This window comes from Rickettsia monacensis (assembly GCF_000499665.2).
Lineage (GTDB): Bacteria > Pseudomonadota > Alphaproteobacteria > Rickettsiales > Rickettsiaceae > Rickettsia > Rickettsia tamurae.
The window spans coordinates 1,241,178-1,265,021 of record NZ_LN794217.1; the positions used below are offsets into that span (position 1 = coordinate 1,241,178).

Genomic DNA, 23,844 nt, shown 5'->3' on the forward strand with positions numbered 1-23,844 from the left:
TAAAAAAGGAATAAAAATTCTTAATGTCTCATTCCTAGCTAAAAACGGCTTTGTTGCATGGATACCAAATCGTCATTGCGAGCGACTGAAAGGAGCGTGGCAACCTCAGGACTTTGGCACGAGATTGCTTCGTCAAAATTTTCAATTTTTCCTCGCAATGACGAAAAAACCTATCCATGCAACAACACCCACATCTGCTCGCAATGACGACACCTGTCTTTAGTTAGGAATACTTGGCTTTTTCTTATATAAAATCCAAATACAGTAACACGAAATAGCAGAGCTAATACTTAAAATGAAGCAAAATTGCTTATCGTTTCGCCGTGTATTTTAGAAACCAAATAAGTTACAGCAGCGATAACTACGTAGTATATTGCACCGAATATAGATCCTGCTGTACCTGTTACTTTAGCATAATCCTCCAGTGCATAACGAAGCGTCATAGGGATAAGTAGATTATGCCCAACCATATGAATCATCATCGGTGCAAATATCATAGCGATTGCAAGACTATGACTCGCTGAAACAACTTCTAATATAAAAGCATTTACCGCAAATAATATACAACCGCACAAACTAAAAATAAATCCTAAACCCATAACTTTTTTATCGTGTACATGGCGTTTTTTATTAAAACCCTCCAAAGATAGCGGCAAAAGATAACAAAAACGCTAATTTACCGTAAAAAGATGGCGAAACTTTCATTTTATCAATAAAAATAAAAGGAGCTTCTATGAAAAAAACATAATATATGCAGTTAAATGCACCAATGATAAAAGCATATAACCAAAGAATTTTATCTTTAATAATTACCTACAAAACCTCAAAATATTTATTGCTTTGGGAAAAATCTATATAAGAATTTGTTTCAGGTAAAACTTTATAATATAAAGCTAATAATATAGTACCGGTAAGGCTAAAAAATACAAAAACATAATGCCAGCTTAAATATTCTATAGCCCCCTATAGATGAACCTAGAAAAGGGATAAATAACAGCCACGGAGATAAGCTAGCATAGACATATGATAATTCCGAACCTTGATAGGAGTCTCTAGCCATAGCCTGCCCAATAACAGAACCTACACTTACACCGAAAGCTTGTACAAAACGAGCTATCATCAGCATTTCTATATAACTGCAAAAATGCTAATAATTGAAGATACAACATAAATAAAAAGCCCTAATAAAGCTATAGGTCTTCTGCCGTAAATATCCGATAATCTGCCAAGCGATAATATACCAAGAGCAAACCCTAGAAAATCTAATGTAAACGTAATTTGAGTGATACCGCCGTCAATACCGAAATATTTAGTTAAACTCGGTAATCCTGAAGTATAAAATTGTTTCCGTAGTCGGTGATAAAATAAATAAGCATAGAAGCATCCATGCCGGAATCTTCGCAATAATTTTCATAAGTTTTATAATACTCTAATACGCTATATTAATTTAAGAAAAAATAAACACTTATGAAAAGTTTTCAATATTATTTACAATAGATTTTTCTTTTTTTCTTTCTCAAGCTGCTCTTTTTGCTGTAGTTTATCTAAATATTTATTGTAAAACTCATTAGTTATATACATTAACTCCATATCAAAATTAAGATGTGGAGAATCTAAAGTAATAGTGCATCATCATCAACAAAAATCGCTTTTTTATCACCGACAAAAGGTATATTTTTTTCTTTTAATGTATATTTTTCTGATAACATACCAAATAATTCATTAAAATTATTTTTGCTCATTACTAAAATTACAGCTTGCACTATATTATTATTGTTACATATTATTAAAGCTTCTGAAACATTTTTAAAATCAATACTTTTAGTATCTATATAATAGTTAGTGCCATTCCAATAATTAGCTGCCTTGCCTATATTTTATATTTTTCTTTCACCTCTTCTAAGGTTGCTTTATTTAATTCAAGCCCTATAGGTTTAGGATTAGCATAGGAAACTATACCAAGAAACAATATAACTAATACGAGTGAAAACTTTGTAAACATAAAACACCTAATTTAAAAAATTGAGGATAAATTAGTTTAAATAAATTTTCAACTAATATTTGAGCAACTTTAGATATGGTCTAATTTTTAATACTAATATGTTTTTTAATTTAAAATATACAAACCATTTTCTCTTACTATTTTACTTATTGCTTCTAACCCTTGAGGATAGTCTTTTTTTACTTTTAATAGATCAGTCAAATCATGAACACCATCTATAATAGCATGATATTCAGGTAAAATAATTTTTAAGAATAATCGCTCTCTTATGCTTAATAAAACGTGCGATAAATACTCTTCTTGTGAATCAAATGATATAAACAATCTATCAAAACGTGCATAAACTTTTGTGTTATTGAATAAATATAAATAAAATTTTACAAACAACTGTTCATATTGATAATATTTTTCTTTATTTTCCTTAGAATTAAATTTTCTTTGATACCATATCATTAGTTCATCACATTCTTTATCAGAAAGCCAATGATCAAAAACTGAAATACAACGAACATAATATGTAAAAGTAAAGAATTGATCTGACAGTTAAGGATTGTTGGGTACGAAGAAAAAAGATAAGATAGTACCTGGCAAGTTTTAACAACCTACTAAAAAGGAGACTGTCAGATGACAACATATCAAGAAAAAATCATAAAGCCAAGAATCGGTTTATTAAAACTCGCTGAACAATTAGGGAATGTATCACAAGCTTGCAAAGTAATGGGTTATAGCAGGGATACATTTTATCGTTACAAAGAGCTCCATGATCAAGGTGGGGAGGGGGGAAGCTCTATATGAGATGACTAGACGTAAAGCTTGCATTAAGAATCGTGTGCCCGCAAATATAGAGGATGCTGTAGTTAATATAGCTGTTGAATTTCCAGCATTTGGTCAGGAACGTGCTGCTAATGAATTACGCAAGAGTGGGATAATCATTTCTGGTGGCGGAGTTAGATCTGTGTGGTTACGTCATGATTTAGAAAGTTTCAAAAAACGTCTAAAAGCTCTAGAGACTAAAGTAGCAAATGATGGTATTGTTTTAAGTGATAATCAACTTGCTGTTCTTGAAAAAGTTAAAAACCAACGTGAAGCTAGTGGTGAAATAGAAACTATGCACCCTGGCTACCTTGGTTCACAAGATACTTACTATGTTGGTAATATTAAAGGCATAGGCCGTATTTATCAGCAAACTTTTGTCGATACCTATTGAGGAGTAGCTATTTGTAAACTCTATACCGAAAAGACGGCTATTACAGCTGCAGACCACTTAAATGATAAGGTTATTCCATTCTTTGCAAACCATGATATCCCTCTGCTTAGAATATTAACTGATAGAGGTACGGAATATTGTGGAAAACCAGAAAACCATGCTTACCAACTATATCTTGGCATTGAGAATATCGATCATTCCAAAACTAAAGCATATAGTCCTCAAACCAACGGTATCTGTGAGCGTTTCCATAAAACTATGCAGGAAGAGTGCTATCACATTCTATTCCGCAAAAAATTTTATAATTCACTTGATGAATTGCAAACAGATATAGATAACTGGCTTGTGAGTTACAATAATGCAAGACCTCATTCCGGTAAACATTGCTTTGGTAAAACACCAATGCAATCTTTTACAGATTCACTTTATATTGCTAAAGATAAAAATATTGGTAATATTGGTAATATAGATAAAAATATTGGTAATATAGAGAGAATATCAGACAATTTGATGATTGCCCATCAAGCTGCCTTATTACTCAACTCTGTCAGATTAAGTCGTAACTTGTACAATTAATATTATTTTCTAAGCCTTATACTATATCTTCAATTTCCTTATCGCTCCAAATACACTGATCATCATCTATTAAACAAAACATTCGATGAAGTTTAATATTTTCCTTGCTTAAAACTTCTTTCACAATATCACCTATAATATTGATACTTTAAGTATTTAAAGAATTAGACTTTATTTTGAATGGAGTATACACTTAAGTATATGAGTACGCGAATCCATGATAAAATAAAGTCTAATTCTTTAAAGACGACGAGTATTTACACGTTAAATCTAAAATGTACTATATCCCCGTCCTGCATTTTATATTCTTTACCCTCTAAACGCATTTTGCCTACTTCCTTAGCTTTTGCTTCACTACTAAGATCTATATAATCTTCATAGCCGATAACTTCCGCTCTAATAAAACCTTTTTCAAAGTCGGTATGAATAATACCAGCAGCGGCCGATGCAAGCGTGCCGTCTTTAAAAGTCCAACTATGAGCTTCTTTAGGACCTATAGTAAAAAAACTTTTAAGATTTAATAGATTATATCCTTCCTTAATGACTTTACTAAGCCCTGTTTCATCTAAACCTATAAATTTTAAAAACTCTTCTTTTTCTTCCTTGCTTTCAAGTAAAGCAATCTCAGCTTCTATTTTTGAAGAAATTACGACGCTTTTAGCATTTTCTTTTTTTGCTCTTTCCGCTACTAATTTTGTAAATTCATTACCAACTGCAGCATCTTTTTCAAGTACATTACATATATATAAAACGGGCTTAGAAGTAATTAACTGCAATTGTTTTAAATTATCAGCTCCTAAAGTTTCATTTAACACTCTTGCAGGTTTATCCTCACCTAGTACCTTATAAACCTCTTTTAACAATTCTATCTGCTCCGCCATTGTTTTATCGCCTGACTTTAAGCGTTTTTCACTTGTTGCTAAACGCTTTTCAACCGATTCTATATCAGCAAGTATCAACTCCGTTTCAATAACCTCAAGGTCATGAATTGGGTCGACTTTGTTATGTACGTACGTTATATCTTCATCTTCAAAGCAACGCAGTACATGAAGTATTGCATCGACTTCCCTGATGTGAGATAAGAACTTATTACCTAGCCCCTCCCCTTTGCTTGCTCCTTTAACAAGCCCTGCAATATCGACAAACTCAATATAAGACGGAATAATTTTTCCGCTTCCGGCTAAGCTTGCTAGTTTATGCAAACGCTCATCCGGCACTAAAACTTTGCTGCTATTAGGCTCAATAGTACAAAACGGATAATTAGCGGCATCCGCAGCCTGACTTGCCGTTAAGGCATTAAATAACGTCGACTTACCGACATTCGGCAACCCAACAATTCCAAGTTTTAGTGTCATAAATTTTTCCTTAAATAGTACATAACTGAATCTTTTTCATAGCCGTCTCTAGTAAATTCAAGCTTGTAACCAAGTTACTCATAAAAAGGTTTTGCTTGGAAGTCCATAGTAACAAGATGAATAAAATTACAGCCTCGTTCACGTGCTAAATCCTCAGCCTTTTGCATTAGTAAAGTACCGTAATTTTGGTTTCTTATATTTTCATTAACAAAAAGTGAATCAATATAAAACCCTCCCCAAGAACTTATACCGCTAATTCCTGCAACAAAATTTTTATCCTGATCTAAACAGGAAAATGAAAAAGATTCAGTATCTCCTACTAACCCCTTTTTTTCTCTAGCATCTTTGTTCAAAGCCTCAATAATAGTTCTATGAGTTCTATCCATTTCATCAGCATAAACAATTTCAAAATCTTGCTTCATAAATTCTATGTCGTCCCGCAGAAAGCTTGAATTACTACATGGCTAAATGTTTTTTATATACTTATTTTATCAAATATGTAATTTTCAATATTAAAGTTTTTTCTGGATTCCCGCTTTCGCGGGAATGACATCAGAGTCTTAATATAGCGATTTTATTCTTAAATTCTTCTAACTTATTCTCAAATATTAAATCAAAATTATTAGCTATTCTATCTATAGCTTGCAACGCTGTTTCATACTCCGGTTTAGAGAAATTATTAAGTACGTAATCTGTTACATCTTGATTACTTTGCGGTCTACCGACTCCAATTCTAATGCGGTTATAATTATTACCTATAACACCGTCAATTGATTTTAAACCATTATGCCCACCGTTACCGCCACCGGTTTTAAATTTTATTCTACCTGTTTCTAAATCAATATCATCATGAATAACAAAGATTTTTGCGTGGTGGATATTATAATATGTTTTCACTGATATCACTGATTTACCGGATAAATTCATGTAAGTAGTAGGCTTGATAAAAATTATCTTTTGTCCATCACTAATAGTTTCAGCAATCTCGCAATTAAATTTTTTCTTTGTACTAAATGATAAATTATATTGCTCTGCTATTTTCTCTATAGCAATAAAACCGATATTATGCCTCGTATATTGATACTCTTTTCCTGGATTACCAAGACCAATAACAAGAATCATAATAATTTACCTAATAAATAATAGAAGAAGTAGAGAATAATGTCATTCCTGCGAAAGCAGGAATCTAGTACTTCTGCTGTCATACCGTGGTCAAGCCACGGAAAGATTACTGGATTCCCGCTTCTAGCTAGGAATGACATAAAACGAGCCAAACAACAACGCCTACGACTCCTTGCAATAACGATTTAAGTATCTAAGCAAGTTCTTATCGTGAGAATTATCTTACTTCCCTGCTTCAGCGGCTTGTTGTTCCCCTTCAGCTTCAGTTTTTGCTCCTCTACGTCCTATAATAGTTGCAAGAACAAATTCTTTTTTTGTAACAAAACTACATCCTTTCGGTAATTCTATTTTTAAAGATTTTAGCGAAGTAGCAATAGGCATATTAGTAACGTCTATAGTTACGTTTCTTGGGATATTATTAACATCACATAATAAAGTAACTCTTCTTTTTACTATATTAAAGTATCCGCCTCTTTTAACGCCTAAAGCTCTTTCTTTCCCTTCATATACTACAGGTACTTCCATTTTTTGGGTCTTCTCTTCTAAAAAGACAAAATCCACATGGCGTACTATATCCGTAACAGGATGTAACTCCACGGCTTTCGGTAATACTTTATATTTTTTCTTATCAATTGTTAAATTAATTAACTGAGAGATAAAAGCCGGCTTTCTATAATATTTAGTTATTTCCTTTTCTTCTAAAGAAATACTAACAGGTGTTTTACCCGCTCCGTAAATAATAGCCGGAACACGCCCTTCTCTTCTTAATGCTCTTGCTGCTCCCGTACCGAATTCCACGCGGGATTTCGCTTCAAGTTCTAATATTTCACTCATTATTACTCCATATTAACTTATAATAAATCTTCATTATCATACTTAAGTACAATTAAAAATTCAAGTAAATTAATTCTTGACTAGAATATAGGAGTAATATATCCCTCCCTTAGTTAAAATTCTTTAATTTATTGGATAAAAAAGAAATTTAGTTCTAACCGAAATTATTTTGTAAGGAAATTATGAAACAGATACAACCTAAGCGTATTGCAAATCCCTCAAACTGTGGAGAAGAAATTAAGTCTACTGCCCCAAAACAGGAATATAACAAGAGTTTTCTCCTTGAATCTATGATGCACTCTTCTGACACTGACTATATTGGGAGCGAGAGTGAAGATGATGATTCTTATGCATCAATACTCTTGTTAAAAATTAAAGAACCGGAATGTAAAATTCACTTAGATTTAGTTGGTATATTACGTATGTGCTACCAAGCAAATGTTAAAGAACAAGAAGAAAATGCGGAGGTTTCTAATTTAGACAATGAAAAGCAGGTAATTATATTAGCACAACTCCAACAATTCTGTACCAAAAGCTCAATCGAATCTATAATAACATCAACATCAAAAGGTAACATAGATGCTGACAAAATTATCTTACCTTTCCCTTCTGTAGAACAACAAAGGCAGTTAGGGAAATTATATCGTTCTGAAAGTGATGGAGCCGGTGAAAATATAATTAAAATTTTTAAAGAGCTTTACCCTTCTAATTCTGACAATGGTAACGTTGGAATAGTAATATTATTAGGTGATGAAAATGTATCATACGGCGACCTAGATCTACGGGATATTTAAAAATTTATGAGTTTGTAGAGACAACCTAGCACCGCTTTCTAGTGCTAATTTTACTGCTAACTCATTATTTTCGTCATTAAGTCTTTGGTCGTTTTGATCCATAGGTTGAATAAAAACCGGTATATTATAAGATGTTTGCCCTACTTCCGGTATGAGACTATATTCTAAAATATTTTTAGCAACGATAAATTTCACTGCACTAATTTTAGGCAATAAATTTTCCCTTATTTTACTATAACCGGTTTTACCGGCTTTCGGTGAACAAATTATAGACACTCCTTTTGGCAAAGAGCGATATAACGTACCGTTAGTCTCTATCTGGACTTTAAAATCTAGATCTAGTAACTTATGACATAATAACTCTATAGGTTGACGCATCGGCTCACCGCCTGTTATTACTACTAAATTAATTGATTTTTCATTTTTAGAATTTAATGCCAAAATTTCTACTTTATTTAAAATCTTATCTATATCTACTAAATCAAAATCTTCAAACTCCGTATCACAAAAATTACAAGCAAGATTACACCCCCCAAGCCTAATAAAGATCGCAGGGCAACCTACAAAAATACCCTCACCTTGTATAGTCTTAAAAATAGACTGCACCTCTAACTTAGTACCGTCACCATTTAATATGCTTCTTTTAGGATTTTGTCCGAACATTTTTAAATTATTATCGATTGATTAAAAACATTATAGTACATTTTTATAAAAAAATCTTGCAATAACTAATAAAAAAACTATTATATAGGTTTCTATCTGTCTGTACGTGGCTTTGGTATGCCTAATTACAGTTTAAATCTTTACAGTTTAAATCTAGTAAATACCAATTATAAGGAATAAATATGCCTAAATTAAAAACAAAATCTGCCGTAAAAAAACGTTTTAAACTTACTGCTAGCGGCAAGGTTATTGCATCTCAAGCAGGTAAAAAACATTTTATGCGTCGTCGTACTAAAACTCAAATTCGTAACCTTAGAGGAACTACAATACTTTGTCCTCAAGACGGATATAATATTAAAAAATATTTTTTACCGTACGGTATAAATTAATTAATTAGGAGCTAAAGCAATGACACGTGCAAAATCAGGAAAAATTTCCAAAAATCGACATAAAAAAATCCTCAAGTTAGCCAAAAGCTATAGAGGTAGAGCTAATAGCTGTTTTAGAGTAGCTATTGAAAAGGTAGAAAAAGCCCTCCAATATGCTTATAGAGATCGTAGAAATCGTAAGCGTGATTTTAGAGGCTTATGGATTCAAAGAATAAATGCAGCAGTAAGAGAACATGGGCTTGTTTACTCTCAGTTTATGGGAGCTCTTAAAAAAGCAGAAATCGATATAGATCGTAAAGTACTTGCAGAACTTGCCGTCAATAACAGTGATGGATTCGCAAGTATCGTAGAGCAAGCAAAAGCACATATTTAGTTTAATTGTCATCCCGTGGCCCCTTCACGGGATCTTGTATCACAGCTTGTGTCCTGAGATCCCGCAATCAAGTCTCGGGATGACATGTTTATAATAATTAATTTTTATTTTCGTTCGGTATAAATATTATGAAACGTACATTTCAACCTAGCAATTTAGTTAGAAAAAGAAGACATGGTTTTAGAACTAGAATGGCTACTCCATCCGGAAGAACAATCTTAAGAAGACGCCGTGCTAAAGGTAGACATAAATTATCTGCTTAAAATAATCTGACTTATCAAAGTGTCTATTACCTCTTTAAAAAATCAAAAAGAATTTGAACTTATAAATAAGTTTGGAAAGAAGTTCCATGAAAGATATTTCATTTTGGTAATAGTAAAAAAACTTCCTAAAATTTTCCTTGAACCAAAATATAACGTCTTTTTAGGGATCAAAGTTAGCAAGAAGCTAAATAAAAAAGCTGTGGTTCGCAATAAAATTAAAAGGCGTATCCGACATCTAATTAGAATTATTGTTAGTGATTCTAGCTTCAAGGCTATAAAATTCGCAATGATTATTATTCCAAGAAAAGGATTTGAAGAGATAAACTTCTCACACTTGAATTATGAATTAAGTAAAATAATTCTAAGCAATATTTAGATTTTATTGAATGGCTTAACATTGCCCACGTGGTTCGGTTTTTCCGTCATTGCGAGGAAAAACTGTAAGTTTTGACGAAGTAATTTAGTAAAAAATTCTGATTTACAGATTTTTTATTATTTTTTATAGATTGCCACGCTCCTTGCAAGTCTCTCACAATGACGACTTGGATATCCATGCAAGCAAGCCTTCCACGGGAATAATATTTAATTTTATTGCTTATGCTCCCTCTATCCCCTCTCCTAATGCCGGTACTTCTTCTACTACAGTAAGTGTTGTATCTATAGTAGTTTCTTCAGACGTAATAGTATTTATAAACATTTAGAGTTGATAATTATAGATAATAGCATTGAAAATAAGGCTATAAAGTAACCGGCAAAAAAGGATAAGATTAAAAAAAATCTTATCCCTAGTTGCGAATAAAAATAGAGTTTGATGTACAAGTTACGACTTAATCTGACAGAGTTGAGTAATCAGGCAGCTTGATGGGCAATCATCAAATTGTCTGATATTCTCTCTATATTACCAATATTTTTATCTATATTACCAATATTACCAATATTTTTATCTTTAGCAATATAAAGTGAATCTGTAAAAGATTGCATTGGTGTTTTACCAAAGCAATGTTTACCGGAATGAGGTCTTGCATTATTGTAACTCACAAGCCAGTTATCTATATCTGTTTGCAATTCATCAAGTGAATTATAAAATTTTTTGCGGAATAGAATGTGATAGCACTCTTCCTGCATAGTTTTATGGAAACGCTCACAGATACCGTTGGTTTGAGGACTATATGCTTTAGTTTTGGAATGATCGATATTCTCAATGCCAAGATATAGTTGGTAAGCATGGTTTTCTGGTTTTCCACAATATTCCGTACCTCTATCAGTTAATATTCTAAGCAGAGGGATATCATGGTTTGCAAAGAATGGAATAACCTTATCATTTAAGTGGTCTGCAGCTGTAATAGCCGTCTTTTCGGTATAGAGTTTACAAATAGCTACTCCTCAATAGGTATCGACAAAAGTTTGCTGATAAATACGGCCTATGCCTTTAAAAAGAATTTTTTATCATTTTCCTCTGTTAGTGTTCTATAGAATTTTATCCGCTCATCATTTACCGTAAAATCATCAGCTAACTTTTTGAGAGTTTCTTCTAACCTACCTAATTGCTAAATCAAAAAAATTATTACTGTTAACCCCGATTATGGATAAGAAATACATGGTTTATTAGGTTTAAGTTGGTAAGCAATAAGAGCAGAGAATAGAGAAGTAAAGAAATTAATAGGTGATCGATGTCTGGAAGGAGTAATATTAAAATGTAAAAGTAAAGAATTGATCTGACAGTTAAGGATTGTTGGGTACGAAGAAAAAAGATAAGATAGTACCTGGCAAGTTTTAACAACCTACTAAAAAGGAGACTGTCAGATGACAACATATCAAGAAAAAATCATAAAGCCAAGAATCGGTTTATTAAAACTCGCTGAACAATTAGGGAATGTATCACAAGCTTGCAAAGTAATGGGTTATAGCAGGGATACATTTTATCGTTACAAAGAGCTCCATGATCAAGGTGGGGAGGGGGGAAGCTCTATATGAGATGACTAGACGTAAAGCTTGCATTAAGAATCGTGTGCCCGCAAATATAGAGGATGCTGTAGTTAATATAGCTGTTGAATTTCCAGCATTTGGTCAGGAACGTGCTGCTAATGAATTACGCAAGAGTGGGATAATCATTTCTGGTGGCGGAGTTAGATCTGTGTGGTTACGTCATGATTTAGAAAGTTTCAAAAAACGTCTAAAAGCTCTAGAGACTAAAGTAGCAAATGATGGTATTGTTTTAAGTGATAATCAACTTGCTGTTCTTGAAAAAGTTAAAAACCAACGTGAAGCTAGTGGTGAAATAGAAACTATGCACCCTGGCTACCTTGGTTCACAAGATACTTACTATGTTGGTAATATTAAAGGCATAGGCCGTATTTATCAGCAAACTTTTGTCGATACCTATTGAGGAGTAGCTATTTGTAAACTCTATACCGAAAAGACGGCTATTACAGCTGCAGACCACTTAAATGATAAGGTTATTCCATTCTTTGCAAACCATGATATCCCTCTGCTTAGAATATTAACTGATAGAGGTACGGAATATTGTGGAAAACCAGAAAACCATGCTTACCAACTATATCTTGGCATTGAGAATATCGATCATTCCAAAACTAAAGCATATAGTCCTCAAACCAACGGTATCTGTGAGCGTTTCCATAAAACTATGCAGGAAGAGTGCTATCACATTCTATTCCGCAAAAAATTTTATAATTCACTTGATGAATTGCAAACAGATATAGATAACTGGCTTGTGAGTTACAATAATGCAAGACCTCATTCCGGTAAACATTGCTTTGGTAAAACACCAATGCAATCTTTTACAGATTCACTTTATATTGCTAAAGATAAAAATATTGGTAATATTGGTAATATAGATAAAAATATTGGTAATATAGAGAGAATATCAGACAATTTGATGATTGCCCATCAAGCTGCCTGATTACTCAACTCTGTCAGATTAAGTCGTAACTTGTACAATTAAAATTCTCTTTTATGTAGCCAAAAATGGTTTCGATAATGAATCTCTTCCTTAAAAGGATTTTATCCAAAAGAGGTAATAAATAGTTTTTCATATCCTTTCTTATTCCGGTAATTTTTATTAAACCTTGCTTATAAAGTTTTGTAAACATTTTTTCTGAAATAAACCCCTTATCATCATAACACTTACCTTTTAGACCTTTTTGATAACCATTGCTTCAAATGCAATTCTGTCATCAACATTACCTTTGGTAATTTTAACAGCAATAATTTCTCCCTTATCATTGATTATCATATGAAGCTTGAATCCAAAAAACCAATCGACAGAACTACGTCCCCTTTTTGCAAGATTATTAAAAGTTCTGTTAGAATTAATTCTGATATTTTTACATACTGCAAAATGTGTGGAATCTGCATAATAAATTCCCGTTCTTTTCCCACTTAAGTAATGTAACATCACAATCAATGGCAGAAATAATGAAGGAATAAGCTGAACAAATCTCTCATAACAAGGTGGATTCCTGAACAAATTACCATTAATAATAAAGTTTTGGTAATAAGCTTTTAAATGTTTATATGCACTAAAATGGTAAAAATCATTATTGAGAGTTCTTCACTTAAGGAAAGCTTACCTTCTCTAAATCTTTGCTTATTACTTTTCAGCAATTGATGTTTTACCCATTTCTCATAAATTTTACAAAATTTATCTACTATACAAAATATTGTAGTATATTTACACATGTTATTAAACCTTTATTTTACTCCTTCAGTGCCCTATTTATATAAGGTTTAATAACTCTTGCAACCTTCCTTCCTCTCTATTCCTTATCCATAATCGGGGTTACTGTTATGTATTTGATCATTATTAAGAGTAAGGATTGCACTATTTCCTGTAACTCACATAACTTCTCTAACTCATTACCAACTATGTAATCAATATCTTTAAAACTAAGTTGCTTTTGTATAGTTTATTGCTCCAAGTTCATTTATGCCTTTTTGCTTATCATCTTCATAATAATTACGAGCAATTTCAAATAATTTTGTTACTGCATTTGCACTAGCCATATCATTATATATAACTAGCTAATGTATTTTTAACAATTCATGATTTGAAATAATAGTTTTCATTTCTTCTGCACTTAATATTTTCTCTTTAACTAAAAAATGATCTTCCGTCTTTTCTATTGATGATTTAGCTCTTAACGCTTGTACCTTTGCACCTAATTGTTTATAACTGTCTATACTTTCCTTATCTTGTTTTTTCTTATAAGCATTTCCTATTTCTTTTTGCTTTAATTCGTTACTCTTACTCCAGTTATAAGCCTCTTTTTCTTCTTCATTTTCAGGTTGACCGTTTTTAACACGCTCTATTTTGTTCTCTATCTCTACAATTTTTTCTTTTATAAATTTAGAAGACTCTATATATATTACCTTCAAAAATTCCTTATCTACATTCTTATCTTTATCTTTAATAGATTTTCTAAATTCTGATTTTAATCTGAAAAACTTTTTCATAATTTCAGCATTTTCAATAGGCATTGATAATTAAAGATACTTTAAATTATTGTAAATATACTGGAAATTTTCTTTTTGCTTTTCATAGTCAAATAAAAATTCTGCTTTTATATACTCTTCAATAGCATCAATAACACTTAATACAAAACTCTTCTTTTCTACTTCAAAATCTAATTCGCTCATATTTAAATCCTAATTATTATTAAATTGAAATTTAAGAAATTTTAACTTTTGGTAATATAATAATTAAGATAGTGTCACAATGTCATAAGTCAATTGAATTGGATTTGCATACAAGGAGCAAAGAACGAAGCCTATAACTAATAGGAGAGCGACGAGCAACGTAATAGACAAGTCCAAATCAATTGACTATAAAATACGATGATTAATTTTTATGTAAAATTCTATCGAACTATTCTCAATAAAAACTTACAACCACTTTCATTTCTTAAAATATTTATAGGTAATAATTGTAGATAATAACATTAAGAATAAGGCTATAGGATAACCATACGGCGATTTAAGTTCAGGCATTACGGTAAAATTCATACCGTAAATACTGGCTATTAAAGTGGGTGGGAGAAAAAATATAGTAACCAACGAGAAAATTTTAATAATATTATTTTGTTCAATTGCAATCATACCAAGTGCTGCGTCTAGGATTCTTGCAATCTCGCTAGATATAAATTGTGAAAAATTAATTATTGAGTCTACGTCTCGAAGCAATGTATCTAATAGATCCTTAGATGCTTTATTTTGAGTTATTTGTGGAGATATAGCCATAGTTAAAGAAAATAAACACTCACGGCTTTTAGAAAGTAAATCACCTTTTCGACCTATTTTCTTTAATACATTAGTATGATCTATACGCAAATCATTAATGTTATTATCAAGTATTAAACATCCATAATCATCAATATCCATACTAATCAACTGTACAATATTCGATAATCTTGTTACCATATTACGAAGTAACATAAATAAAATATTTTCTGCATTATGTTTGTTATTAAGCTGCTTAGCAAATTTATTTATACAGTCATTAAAGGGTATTAATTCTACGTAACGAACTGTTATAAGACAACCTTTATGCAAAATAAATACTATAGAATGTGTTTCAGGAAATTCTTGCTCTTTATTAACGAGTTCCGTAATAGTTAGATATAACGCCTCATTTTCAACATATAACCTCTCGGAAATCTCAATTTGCGATATGTCCTTTAAAGTCGGTATTTCTATATTTAATGTATTTTTTACTATTACTTTTTCTTCATCGGTTATATTGAATAAATCAATCCATAATGTGGATTCATTAATAATATATTCTTCATTTTTTACTATAGAATTATTTTCCTTTAAATATGTAGTTATCATATAATCTCAAATATGTTTTTGTAAAGATTAACAAACTTCACTCTTTAAAGCAACTTAAAGCTTTTATTCTCGTAGATGATTCCTATTATTAGACTTCTTGCATAACCTATCTTATGAATAGAAATTTGAAAGAAACACGGAAGCACTTACCACTGCAGCGTACACGCAAGTAACGTGAGGATGCGAGTACCGGATTGACGTATAAATTACCTTTAGAAGGAGGTTATGCAAGAAGTCTAATGAATATATAAGCAAATAAGTTTTGTTACTCATTACTTTAATTCTTTCTTTAAAAAAGATAGTATTGTTTTTGAGAAGAGATATAGGAAATTGAAAAAAGAAAATTATAGTCTTAAAAGCAAACAATTAGTTAAAGATAGTGACAGTAAATATTTGGACTGATTAATTACTTATATAAATATAAGCAATATACTAATTTAGTCTTTAAGGAGGTAATCCAGCCGCAGGTTCCCCTACGGCTACCTTGTTACGACTTCACCCCAGTCGCTAATTTTACCGTGGTTGGCTGCCTCTTGCGTTAGCTCACCACCTTCAGGTAAAACCAACTCCCATGGCGTGACGGGCAGTGTGTACAAGGCCCGAGAACGTATTCACCGCGGCATGCTGATCCGCGATTACTAGCGATTCCAACTTCATGCTCTCGAGTTGCAGAGAACAATCCGAACTGAGATGTCTTTTAGGGATTTGCTCCACGTCGCCGTCTTGCTTCCCTCTGTAAACACCATTGTAGCACGCGTGTAGCCCAACCCGTAAGGGCCATGATGACTTGACGTCGTCCCCACCTTCCTCTGGCTTATCACCAGCAGTTTTCTTATAGTTCCCGGCATTACCCGCTGGCAAATAAGAATGAGGGTTGCGCTCGTTGCGGGACTTAACCCAACATCTCACGACACGAGCTGACGACAGCCGTGCAACACCTGTGTGCGGTCCAGCCGAGCTGAAGGAAAGCATCTCTGCGATCCGCGACCACCATGTCAAGGGTTGGTAAGGTTTTTCGCGTAACATCGAATTAAACCGCATGCTCCACCGCTTGTGCGAGCCCCCGTCAATTCCTTTGAGTTTTAATCTTGCGACCGTACTCTCCAGGCGGAGTGCTTAATGCGTTAGCTGCGAAACCGAAAGAGAATCTTCCGATATCTAGCACTCATCGTTTACGGCGTGGACTACCAGGGTATCTAATCCTGTTTGCTCCCCACGCTTTCGTGCATTAGCGTCAGTTGTAGCCCAGATGACCGCCTTCGCCACCGGTGTTCCTCCTAATATCTAAGAATTTCACCTCTACACTAGGAATTCCATCATCCCCTACTACACTCTAGATTAGTAGTTTTGAAAGCAATTCCGAGGTTAAGCCCCGGGCTTTCACTTCCAACTTACTAAACCGCCTACGCACTCTTTACGCCCAGTAATTCCGAACAACGCTAGCCCCCTCCGTCTTACCGCGGCTGCTGGCACGGAGTTAGCCGGGGCTTTTTCTGCAAGTAACGTCATTATCTTCCTTGCTAAAAGAGCTTTACAACCCTAAGGCCTTCATCACTCACTCGGTATTGCTGGATCAGGCTTTCGCCCATTGTCCAATATTCCCCACTGCTGCCTCCCGTAGGAGTCTGGGCCGTGTCTCAGTCCCAGTGTGGCTGATCATCCTCTCAGACCAGCTACAGATCGTCGGCTTGGTGAGCCGTTACCTCACCAACTACCTAATCTGACGCGGGCTCATCCATCAGCGATAAATCTTTTTTCCGTAGAGAATATACGGTATTAGCTTTTATTTCTAAAAGTTATTCCGTACTGATGGGTAGATTCCCACGTGTTACTCACCCGTCTGCCACTAACTAATTGGAGCAAGCCCCAATTAGTCCGTTCGACTTGCATGTGTTAAGCATACCGATAGCGTTCGTTCTGAGCCAGGATCAAACTCTCAAGTTTGATTCTGTCAGTTTTACTTTAAAAAATTGACAGGTTTAATTATCACTTTTGTGACATGTACATGTTTACTGTCACTATCTATATCTAATTATTTACTTTTAAAAACAGCTGCGACTTTTTTTCATTTATCGCTTTAGATTAGGTGTAGTTATATGCAATATAATCAGACCTGTCAACTACAATTTTGAAATTATTTTATTTTTTTATTAAGAGCCTGTTCACAATCTTATTTTAATTGATAACTAAACAGATTTTTAAGCAAAAATTAATAAGATTTTTGTAGGAATAGTACTCCTATTTCAAAAAAATCTTATAATTTGCAGCTAAAAAGATTTTAATTAGCTTTAAAATTAAGATCGTGAACAGGCTCTTAAGCTTATTTATTTAGCAAATCTTCTAACAATTTTTCGGATGGAGTGCTACCGTTTAATACTAAATTAGGATTATTTAAAACCTCATTATCAAAGGGTTCAAACCTCCCTCCGAGATGTTTTGCTAAAAACCGTTCTGCAATAGCATAAAAGGAAAGTTTATTTGATTCATTTAAAAAGAAATGTGTTTCATTTTTATATAAAGTATAAATTACCGGAATATTATGCTTGTTCATTACTTCTACCATTTGGTCCGATTCAGCTTGCGGCACTCTTGTATCTTTTGCTTCTTGCATTACAAGTAAAGGCTTTGTGATATTAGTAACGTGCGTTAATGGAGAGTACCGGTATAATTTCTCAGCCGTTTAAAGACTCAATTTTACTTTATCTAGCCTATCTAAACGAGCATCTTAAATAAAGTAATTTGAAATTGTTGCTAAATTAGGTGGACCGGCAATATCCACACTGCAAGCAAAAAGCTCAGGCGTAAAAGTTAATCCGGCAAGTGCCGCATATCCACCGTAACCGACTCCCATAATAGCAATTTTTTTAGGTTCGACTATTTTATTTTTAATAGCCCAGTTAACGGCATCAATTAAATCGTCTTGCATTTTCTGCCCCCATTCTCCGTAACCGCTACTTAAAAACCTCTTTCCGAATCCTTCCGAGCCTCTAAAATTAACGCTTAGAACCGCATAACCACGATTTGCAAGCCATTGATGATTGGTGTTCATACCCCATTTATCTCTTTGATCAGGTCCATCATGCACTAAAAGTACTAACGGTAATGGATTCTTTGGATAAATTTGCTTATTTAACTCAGTATTTTTAGAGAAAGTAATATAACTAACTAAATCTAAACCGTCCCTAGATTTAATAATTACCGGATTCATAGGAGATAGAGAATATTGCTCTAATGCTTTATAACGTGCAAATAAATGTTTTACTTCTTTGTTTTTCCTATCATATTTATAACATTTAGTAGGGCGGGTATCACTATAAAACATTACAAACCAAGTTTTGTCATCTACTGTACGATGCATAATTTCTAATTCCCCTAAATTTAAGACCTCAAGGAATTTAATATCATCTCTAATAGCATTATCAATTATACGATATTTAGGTTTATCGTAATTAGTTATAACCGCTTGGACTTTATTGGTAATCGGATCAGAGGTAAAGCTGTAAGAATCTGTCTTTTCATCTTCAGCAATTAATTCTGATTTACCAATTATCACGGTCTCGATTATCATATAAATAAGAACTGTTATTTTGAGAATTACAATTAAAATTTTGTATTATAACCCCGATTATGGATAAGAAATACATGGTTTATTAGGTTTAAGTTGGTAAGCAATAAGAGCAGAGAATAGAGAAGTAAAAAAATTAATAGGTGATCGATGTCTGGAAGGAGTAATATTAAAATTCTCTTTTATGTAGCCAAAAATGGTTTCGATAATGAATCTCTTCCTTAAAAGGATTTTATCCAAAAGAGGTAATAAATAGTTTTTCATATCCTTTCTTATTCCGGTAATTTTTATTAAACCTTGCTTATAAAGTTTTGTAAACATTTTTTCTGAAATAAACCCCTTATCATCATAACACTTACCTTTTAGACCTTTTTGATAACCATTGCTTCAAATGCAATTCTGTCATCAACATTACCTTTGGTAATTTTAACAGCAATAATTTCTCCCTTATCATTGATTATCATATGAAGCTTGAATCCAAAAAACCAATCGACAGAACTACGTCCCATTTTTGCAAGATTATTAAAAGTTCTGTTAGAATTAATTCTGATATTTTTACATACTGCAAAATGTGTGGAATCTGCATAATAAATTCCCGTTCTTTTCCCACTTAAGTAATGTAACATCACAATCAATGGCAGAAATAATGAAGGAATAAGCTGAACAAATCTCTCATAACAAGGTGGATTCCTGAACAAATTACCATTAATAATAAAGTTTTGGTAATAAGCTTTTAAATGTTTATATGCACTAAAATGGTAAAAATCATTATTGAGAGTTCTTCACTTAAGGAAAGCTTACCTTCTCTAAATCTTTGCTTATTACTTTTCAGCAATTGATGTTTTACCCATTTCTCATAAATTTTACAAAATTTATCTACTATACAAAATATTGTAGTATATTTACACATGTTATTAAACCTTTATTTTACTCCTTCAGTGCCCTATTTATATAAGGTTTAATAACTCTTGTAACCTTCCTTCCTCTCTATTCCTTATCCATAATCGGGGTTAGATAATTTATTACATTCTATCGAAGATTCACGTATTATTGATACAATTCAACCGCTGGCAAATTTTTGGGAGAGACACATAGTTCCTAAAATGGAATCTACTATTATAGGATGTACAAAGGAATATAATTGTGACGTATTTGATGGAACGTAATTAATAATGCATAAAAGCGTTGTTGCATGGATACCAAATCGTCATTGCGAACGACTAAAAGGAGCGTGGCAATCCAAAAAAAAACAATAAAAAAATGCTAAAATTAGCATTTTTTACTGGATTGCTTCGTTAAAACTTACAGTTTTTCCTCGCAATGACGTTGAAAAGTGACCCACACAACAACGCCTTCGCAGGAACGACATGGTAACCATACGTACCTAATCACTAAAATTATAACTAATATTTTTTCTAGCAAAACTTATATCTTTTAAACGTTCACAAACCTTTTCAAAAACTTGTTTAGGCAAGATATTTGAAGCATTAATTTGTAAAAATTTATCGTCTTTTAATTTAATCGAAAAAGAAGGCTCTTGAAATTCCGGTCCATCAATTTCTCTAGCAATTTTTATATAATAACCGATTATATGACTGTTGTAATAATCACTTTTACTAATCATTTTCTTAGCTATTTTATTAATCTGCATGTCAGTTTTAGCAGTATAAGTAACTGTAAGGGCAATACCTAGCATAAGACGCTGTCTATGACTAAAAGGAATGTCTGAAGATAATATAAATTCCAAAACAAAATTTGCTCTGAGCGTTTTATCAATATTTTTATTATATTGTGCTAGCATTATAGCGAGTTCAATAATAATAAGAGTCGTGGCATCGGAATTAATTAAAAGATATTGTACTGCTTCAATATATTTTTCAATTTTACATATATTTCTATCAAATTTTACTAATCTCTTTACCCTCTCATAAATAATATCTTTTTCTGTTTCATGAGACGGCAACGAGTCAAATCTTACTCCTTCTTTTAAACCGTAATTTGAGATAATAATTTTTTCCGGTGAAAATACCTTAATCATCGCCTTTATTACTAAAACTGCATTATAATTTATGGCTTTCTGCTCATAATAACTTAGCTTTAATTTATCGATTTGCGATAATTTATCTAAATATAACTCAAACTCTACACGATTTATTTCAAAATTATGTAAATTTTTAAGAGGATAATTTATAGACTCCATATATATACGGCTCATTAGACGTAATGCACCGCCAATTAAATATAAATTAGGATAATGTGCAGCTCCAAATTCCTCCTCTAGCATTTTAGTAATCAGCCCAATATCACCAAAATTGCTACTAGCAATAATTTTTGTACCAAGCGGCAATGATTTTAATTTACCGACTTTTTTATTTCCAATCTGTGCAAGCTCAAGACTTCCACCGCCAAGATCGGCTACAATACCGAAAGCATCACTAATACCGGAAATTAATCCGGCAGCAGTTAAATAAGCTTCACGTTCACCTGAGATAATTTCAATATCAATATTGAATCTCTTTTTAATTATAGCTTTGAATTCATCCGCTTTAGGATGCCCTCTAAGTATAGCTGTTGCAACACATCTAATATTAGTAACGAACAGTTTGGTAAAAATATGGATAAGATATTGTAGAGATAAATATGTTTGATGTTTTACGTCTAAATTATCTAAATTAAGTAAATTTGTAAGATAATTTCTAAATTTATAATTAAAAATTTCCGGAGCTCCAAGCTCATCACTTTCATAAACTACAGCTCTTAAAGCATTTGAACCGATATCAATAATCGCTGAACGCATTTTTGGATCTTACTCATTATTTTCCGGAGCAGTTGTTGTTTCGGTCTCTTCAGAAGCCTCATTATTATTTTTATTTGCCCTAGGGTCAAAAGGTACTTGAGTAGGTACAAAAGTCGGCGGTAATAATCTACTAGTAAAAAACTTATCTTCGTAATATTTAATTTTACGAGATTTTATAGGCGGAAAAGATTCTATTAAAACAATTTGCTCATCTCTAGGTAACTGTATTACTTCTTGAGGTAAAAGTAAAGCTCTTTGAACTTGAGAAACGTTTTGGGTTCTAGTAGAAATATTAAGGTCAAAAAATAAAGGTTTACTAAATGATCTTTGTTCTACCGTCTTATTACCGACAAGCTGCGATATTAAATTTGCCGTTTCATAGTTATTAGCAGCAAAAGTAATACGATATGTTGCATTAGATAAGAAAGAATTCATCCCTGCATCTTCATATGTTCCTTTTAACTGCTGCGTATCTTGAATAATCAAAAATAACCGAACTCTATAACCTCTAAAATAAGCTATACCGGCTTTAAAAGTATCCATCTTTCCAAGTGTCGGGAACTCATCAAGTAAGAACATTACCCCATACGGCTCTTCCTTTAAATCCGGCATTTTGCGGCTTAAAAATTCTGTCGCCTGCTGATAAAACACCTGCATTAATTTTTGTAAACGCTGTATATTATCGGGTGTTAACCCTACATATACGGTTGTTTTTACTTTTTTAAATTCTTGTATGTTGAAATCAGAAGATGCTGTAGCTGAATCAATAAGCGGATTTGCCCATAATTCAAGCGATGAGTTCATTGTAGATATTACACCCGAACGCTCTTTATCGGCTTTTTGCAAAAACGCAGCAATATTCATATATGCAACAGGATGTATTACACCGCCAAGCGTATCGAGTACGACCGCTAGATTATAAACTACGTCGTCACTTCTCATGGTACGCACTACTTCACCGAAAGATTTAGTTTTAGTAGGATCGGCTATTAAATATAAAGTTACACCTAAAAATAAACTTCGTGCTTCGTTATTCCAAAAATCCTTTTCCGGCATTATAAGATTTGAAATTTTCTGCACGTCATCAACCATCTGCCCAGACTTAGTACTAACCCAATCAATCGGATTGTAACAATGCGTAATACCGTCGGGATTAGAAGGCTCCCATACAAAAACCTTCTGACCTTGTTTCTCACGCCAACCGCTTGTTAAACCGTGGTTTTCGAGCTTGATGTCGTGTACTACTACCGAATCACTCCAAAATAACAGGTTAGGTATCACAAAACCCACACCTTTACCTGAACCTGTAGGAGCAAATAATAAAGCATGCTGGAACCCATCTGCAACAAAATATCCACCGGCATCAACACCTATTAACATACCTTTTTTGGATCTAAGACCAGCAGCCTCTATATCTGACGGATTAGCCCAGCTAGCATCTCCATATACTTTTTCCGGTTGCTCAAAAAATTGTAATGATTTTATTCTTTCAAAATTTTTAATGTAAAATATTATAACAATAATAGCGGGACCAAGAAGAGATGCAAGTAGCTTCAATTTTAAATAATTATAGTCGGCAATTTTTAACTGCCCCCAAACGTTAATAAGCCAGTAAGCCCACTTATAAGCAATATTTATAGCATTTATATCTACACCTAAAGCTCCAACCTCATTAGTAAAAATTGCAACAAATGCACCGCTTATCCAAATGGTACAAAAAATAACAACCGGATGAATTATAGCATGACCGAATATATTCCTAGTAACTTTAAGTATCTTATGCCATTCCATGAATTGATATTCCTAGTTTTTACTTATCACTTAATATTGTTAATATTCCTACTAAACTGCCGATGTCATCCCCGCGGAAGCGGGAATCCAGTAACCTTTAATGTCATCTCGCAAACTTATAGCAGAATCCAGTTAAAAATACTAACATTGTTAATATTTTTAGTTATATTTCTGGATACCGTGGTCAAGCCACGGTATGACATCGCTCCTTAAACTAACACCTATGCATATTGCATAGAAAACGGTAGACTCGTTTAATTTGGAAA

At 32.9% G+C, this 23,844-nt stretch carries 20 protein-coding genes, 1 rRNA gene and 8 pseudogenes; 8 read left to right on the plus strand and 21 right to left on the minus strand.

The genetic code is table 11. The features are described 5' to 3' along the window. Positions 1-219: 219 nt before the first annotated feature. From RMONA_RS06480 to RMONA_RS06490, 4 genes and pseudogenes are all read right to left on the minus strand, one after another. Positions 220-1,414: pseudogene (locus RMONA_RS06480) on the minus strand (Bcr/CflA family efflux MFS transporter). 199 nt (positions 1,415-1,613) lie between these two features. Then, the gene (locus tag RMONA_RS10600; RefSeq protein ID WP_023508030.1) at positions 1,614-1,763 is read right to left on the minus strand and encodes a hypothetical protein; all 150 of its coding nucleotides are present in this window, start codon (positions 1,761-1,763) and stop codon (positions 1,614-1,616) included. A gap of 107 nt (positions 1,764-1,870) precedes the next feature. Next, on the minus strand, positions 1,871-2,002 hold the full coding sequence (locus RMONA_RS11025; protein WP_023508029.1) for a hypothetical protein: 132 nt from the start codon (positions 2,000-2,002) through the stop codon (positions 1,871-1,873). Positions 2,003-2,107: 105 nt separating this feature from the next. Continuing rightward, positions 2,108-2,455, minus strand: coding sequence for a hypothetical protein (locus tag RMONA_RS06490; RefSeq protein ID WP_023508028.1), 348 nt, complete (start codon positions 2,453-2,455; stop codon positions 2,108-2,110). 171 nt (positions 2,456-2,626) lie between these two features. On the opposite strand from RMONA_RS06490, the pseudogene RMONA_RS08860 reads away from it, so the two are divergent. After that, a pseudogene (locus RMONA_RS08860) lies at positions 2,627-3,785 on the plus strand (IS481 family transposase). 257 nt (positions 3,786-4,042) lie between these two features. Here RMONA_RS08860 and ychF read toward each other — a convergent pair. The 4 genes and pseudogenes from ychF to RMONA_RS06525 all read right to left on the minus strand — a co-directional run bounded on the left by ychF (position 4,043) and on the right by RMONA_RS06525 (position 7,096). Continuing rightward, a complete protein-coding gene (gene ychF, locus RMONA_RS06510) occupies positions 4,043-5,140 on the minus strand; it encodes a redox-regulated ATPase YchF (protein WP_023508025.1) in 1,098 nt (365 codons plus the stop codon). Further along, a pseudogene (locus tag RMONA_RS08865) lies at positions 5,137-5,562 on the minus strand (GNAT family N-acetyltransferase). The gene ychF and the pseudogene RMONA_RS08865 overlap by 4 nt, the downstream one beginning before the upstream one ends. A gap of 130 nt (positions 5,563-5,692) precedes the next feature. Continuing rightward, positions 5,693-6,262, minus strand: a complete 570-nt coding sequence (gene pth, locus RMONA_RS06520) for an aminoacyl-tRNA hydrolase (RefSeq protein WP_023508023.1) — start codon at positions 6,260-6,262, stop codon at positions 5,693-5,695. A 222-nt stretch (positions 6,263-6,484) separates the two neighbouring features. Further along, positions 6,485-7,096, minus strand: a complete 612-nt coding sequence (locus RMONA_RS06525; protein ID WP_023508022.1) for a 50S ribosomal protein L25/general stress protein Ctc — start codon at positions 7,094-7,096, stop codon at positions 6,485-6,487. Positions 7,097-7,278: 182 nt separating this feature from the next. Between RMONA_RS06525 and RMONA_RS10605 the strand changes: the two genes are divergently transcribed. After that, on the plus strand, positions 7,279-7,890 hold the full coding sequence (locus RMONA_RS10605) for a hypothetical protein (protein ID WP_023508021.1): 612 nt from the start codon (positions 7,279-7,281) through the stop codon (positions 7,888-7,890). On the opposite strand, the gene RMONA_RS06540 is transcribed toward RMONA_RS10605, so the two are convergent. Then, positions 7,876-8,553, minus strand: a complete 678-nt coding sequence (locus tag RMONA_RS06540; protein WP_023508020.1) for a 7-carboxy-7-deazaguanine synthase QueE — start codon at positions 8,551-8,553, stop codon at positions 7,876-7,878. The two genes, RMONA_RS10605 and RMONA_RS06540, sit on opposite strands and share 15 nt — an antisense overlap. Positions 8,554-8,735: 182 nt before the next feature. Here RMONA_RS06540 and rpmI point away from each other — a divergent pair, with 182 nt between their 5' ends. From rpmI to rnpA, 4 genes are all read left to right on the plus strand, one after another. Further along, on the plus strand, positions 8,736-8,942 hold the full coding sequence (gene rpmI, locus RMONA_RS06545; protein WP_008580803.1) for a 50S ribosomal protein L35: 207 nt from the start codon (positions 8,736-8,738) through the stop codon (positions 8,940-8,942). A gap of 19 nt (positions 8,943-8,961) precedes the next feature. Further along, positions 8,962-9,315 carry a 50S ribosomal protein L20 gene (gene rplT, locus RMONA_RS06550; protein WP_023508019.1) on the plus strand — a complete coding sequence of 118 codons (354 nt, stop codon included), beginning with the start codon at positions 8,962-8,964 and terminating at the stop codon, positions 9,313-9,315. A 128-nt stretch (positions 9,316-9,443) separates the two neighbouring features. Further along, positions 9,444-9,578, plus strand: coding sequence for a 50S ribosomal protein L34 (gene rpmH / locus RMONA_RS06555; protein WP_010421915.1), 135 nt, complete (start codon positions 9,444-9,446; stop codon positions 9,576-9,578). 19 nt (positions 9,579-9,597) lie between these two features. After that, positions 9,598-9,954, plus strand: coding sequence for a ribonuclease P protein component (rnpA, locus tag RMONA_RS06560; RefSeq protein WP_023508018.1), 357 nt, complete (start codon positions 9,598-9,600; stop codon positions 9,952-9,954). Between the two features lie 473 nt (positions 9,955-10,427). On the opposite strand, the pseudogene RMONA_RS08870 reads toward rnpA, so the two are convergent. Beyond that, positions 10,428-11,009, minus strand: a pseudogene (locus RMONA_RS08870) (integrase core domain-containing protein); the annotation flags it as partial. Positions 11,010-11,381: 372 nt separating this feature from the next. Here RMONA_RS08870 and RMONA_RS08875 point away from each other — a divergent pair. Then, positions 11,382-12,498 (plus strand): annotated as a pseudogene (locus RMONA_RS08875) (IS481 family transposase). Between the two features lie 13 nt (positions 12,499-12,511). Here the strand turns inward: RMONA_RS08875 and RMONA_RS08880 are convergent. The 4 genes and pseudogenes from RMONA_RS08880 to RMONA_RS10615 form a co-directional block, all read right to left on the minus strand. Then, positions 12,512-12,688 carry a transposase gene (locus tag RMONA_RS08880; RefSeq protein ID WP_242402797.1) on the minus strand — a complete coding sequence of 59 codons (177 nt, stop codon included), beginning with the start codon at positions 12,686-12,688 and terminating at the stop codon, positions 12,512-12,514. A gap of 41 nt (positions 12,689-12,729) precedes the next feature. Next, the gene (locus RMONA_RS06585) at positions 12,730-12,993 is read right to left on the minus strand and encodes a transposase (RefSeq protein WP_046058374.1); all 264 of its coding nucleotides are present in this window, start codon (positions 12,991-12,993) and stop codon (positions 12,730-12,732) included. A 491-nt stretch (positions 12,994-13,484) separates the two neighbouring features. Continuing rightward, positions 13,485-13,664: pseudogene (locus tag RMONA_RS11575) on the minus strand (hypothetical protein). Between the two features lie 417 nt (positions 13,665-14,081). After that, complete coding sequence (locus RMONA_RS10615; RefSeq protein ID WP_023508014.1) at positions 14,082-14,234, minus strand: hypothetical protein; 153 nt, start codon at positions 14,232-14,234, stop codon at positions 14,082-14,084. Positions 14,235-14,331: 97 nt separating this feature from the next. Here RMONA_RS10615 and RMONA_RS08885 point away from each other — a divergent pair. Next, positions 14,332-14,427: pseudogene (locus RMONA_RS08885) on the plus strand (palindromic element RPE2 domain-containing protein); the annotation flags it as partial. Between the two features lie 65 nt (positions 14,428-14,492). On the opposite strand, the gene RMONA_RS06600 reads toward RMONA_RS08885, so the two are convergent. The 7 genes and pseudogenes from RMONA_RS06600 to RMONA_RS06630 all read right to left on the minus strand — a co-directional run bounded on the left by RMONA_RS06600 (position 14,493) and on the right by RMONA_RS06630 (position 23,578). Then, positions 14,493-15,425, minus strand: a complete 933-nt coding sequence (locus tag RMONA_RS06600) for a magnesium transporter CorA family protein (protein ID WP_023508013.1) — start codon at positions 15,423-15,425, stop codon at positions 14,493-14,495. A gap of 445 nt (positions 15,426-15,870) precedes the next feature. Next, a 16S ribosomal RNA gene (locus RMONA_RS06605) occupies positions 15,871-17,369 on the minus strand. 376 nt (positions 17,370-17,745) lie between these two features. Then, positions 17,746-18,993, minus strand: a pseudogene (locus RMONA_RS06610) (alpha/beta hydrolase family protein). Between the two features lie 57 nt (positions 18,994-19,050). Then, positions 19,051-19,311, minus strand: a complete 261-nt coding sequence (locus RMONA_RS11030) for a transposase (protein WP_023507102.1) — start codon at positions 19,309-19,311, stop codon at positions 19,051-19,053. Positions 19,312-19,352: 41 nt separating this feature from the next. Continuing rightward, complete coding sequence (locus RMONA_RS11035) at positions 19,353-19,616, minus strand: transposase (RefSeq protein WP_023507103.1); 264 nt, start codon at positions 19,614-19,616, stop codon at positions 19,353-19,355. Positions 19,617-20,374: 758 nt separating this feature from the next. Continuing rightward, positions 20,375-21,787, minus strand: coding sequence for a Ppx/GppA phosphatase family protein (locus RMONA_RS06625; protein WP_023508010.1), 1,413 nt, complete (start codon positions 21,785-21,787; stop codon positions 20,375-20,377). A 9-nt stretch (positions 21,788-21,796) separates the two neighbouring features. Next, a complete protein-coding gene (locus RMONA_RS06630) occupies positions 21,797-23,578 on the minus strand; it encodes a type IV secretory system conjugative DNA transfer family protein (protein ID WP_023508009.1) in 1,782 nt (593 codons plus the stop codon). Positions 23,579-23,844: the final 266 nt, after the last annotated feature.

What these genes read in the sequence shown, in the direction of transcription:
- RMONA_RS11025 (WP_023508029.1), bottom strand. Translation starts at nt 2,002, where the DNA reads ATGTTTACAAAGTTTTCACTCGTATTAGTTATATTGTTTCTTGGTATA.
- RMONA_RS06490 (WP_023508028.1), bottom strand. Translation starts at nt 2,455, where the DNA reads ATGATATGGTATCAAAGAAAATTTAATTCTAAGGAAAATAAAGAAAAA.
- ychF (WP_023508025.1), bottom strand. Translation starts at nt 5,140, where the DNA reads ATGACACTAAAACTTGGAATTGTTGGGTTGCCGAATGTCGGTAAGTCG.
- pth (WP_023508023.1), bottom strand. Translation starts at nt 6,262, where the DNA reads ATGATTCTTGTTATTGGTCTTGGTAATCCAGGAAAAGAGTATCAATAT.
- RMONA_RS06525 (WP_023508022.1), bottom strand. Translation starts at nt 7,096, where the DNA reads ATGAGTGAAATATTAGAACTTGAAGCGAAATCCCGCGTGGAATTCGGT.
- RMONA_RS10605 (WP_023508021.1), top strand. Translation starts at nt 7,279, where the DNA reads ATGAAACAGATACAACCTAAGCGTATTGCAAATCCCTCAAACTGTGGA.
- RMONA_RS06540 (WP_023508020.1), bottom strand. Translation starts at nt 8,553, where the DNA reads ATGTTCGGACAAAATCCTAAAAGAAGCATATTAAATGGTGACGGTACT.
- rpmI (WP_008580803.1), top strand. Translation starts at nt 8,736, where the DNA reads ATGCCTAAATTAAAAACAAAATCTGCCGTAAAAAAACGTTTTAAACTT.
- rplT (WP_023508019.1), top strand. Translation starts at nt 8,962, where the DNA reads ATGACACGTGCAAAATCAGGAAAAATTTCCAAAAATCGACATAAAAAA.
- rpmH (WP_010421915.1), top strand. Translation starts at nt 9,444, where the DNA reads ATGAAACGTACATTTCAACCTAGCAATTTAGTTAGAAAAAGAAGACAT.
- RMONA_RS08880 (WP_242402797.1), bottom strand. Translation starts at nt 12,688, where the DNA reads ATGTTTACAAAACTTTATAAGCAAGGTTTAATAAAAATTACCGGAATA.
- RMONA_RS06585 (WP_046058374.1), bottom strand. Translation starts at nt 12,993, where the DNA reads ATGTTACATTACTTAAGTGGGAAAAGAACGGGAATTTATTATGCAGAT.
- RMONA_RS10615 (WP_023508014.1), bottom strand. Translation starts at nt 14,234, where the DNA reads ATGAGCGAATTAGATTTTGAAGTAGAAAAGAAGAGTTTTGTATTAAGT.
- RMONA_RS06600 (WP_023508013.1), bottom strand. Translation starts at nt 15,425, where the DNA reads ATGATAACTACATATTTAAAGGAAAATAATTCTATAGTAAAAAATGAA.
- RMONA_RS11030 (WP_023507102.1), bottom strand. Translation starts at nt 19,311, where the DNA reads ATGTTTACAAAACTTTATAAGCAAGGTTTAATAAAAATTACCGGAATA.
- RMONA_RS11035 (WP_023507103.1), bottom strand. Translation starts at nt 19,616, where the DNA reads ATGTTACATTACTTAAGTGGGAAAAGAACGGGAATTTATTATGCAGAT.
- RMONA_RS06625 (WP_023508010.1), bottom strand. Translation starts at nt 21,787, where the DNA reads ATGCGTTCAGCGATTATTGATATCGGTTCAAATGCTTTAAGAGCTGTA.
- RMONA_RS06630 (WP_023508009.1), bottom strand. Translation starts at nt 23,578, where the DNA reads ATGGAATGGCATAAGATACTTAAAGTTACTAGGAATATATTCGGTCAT.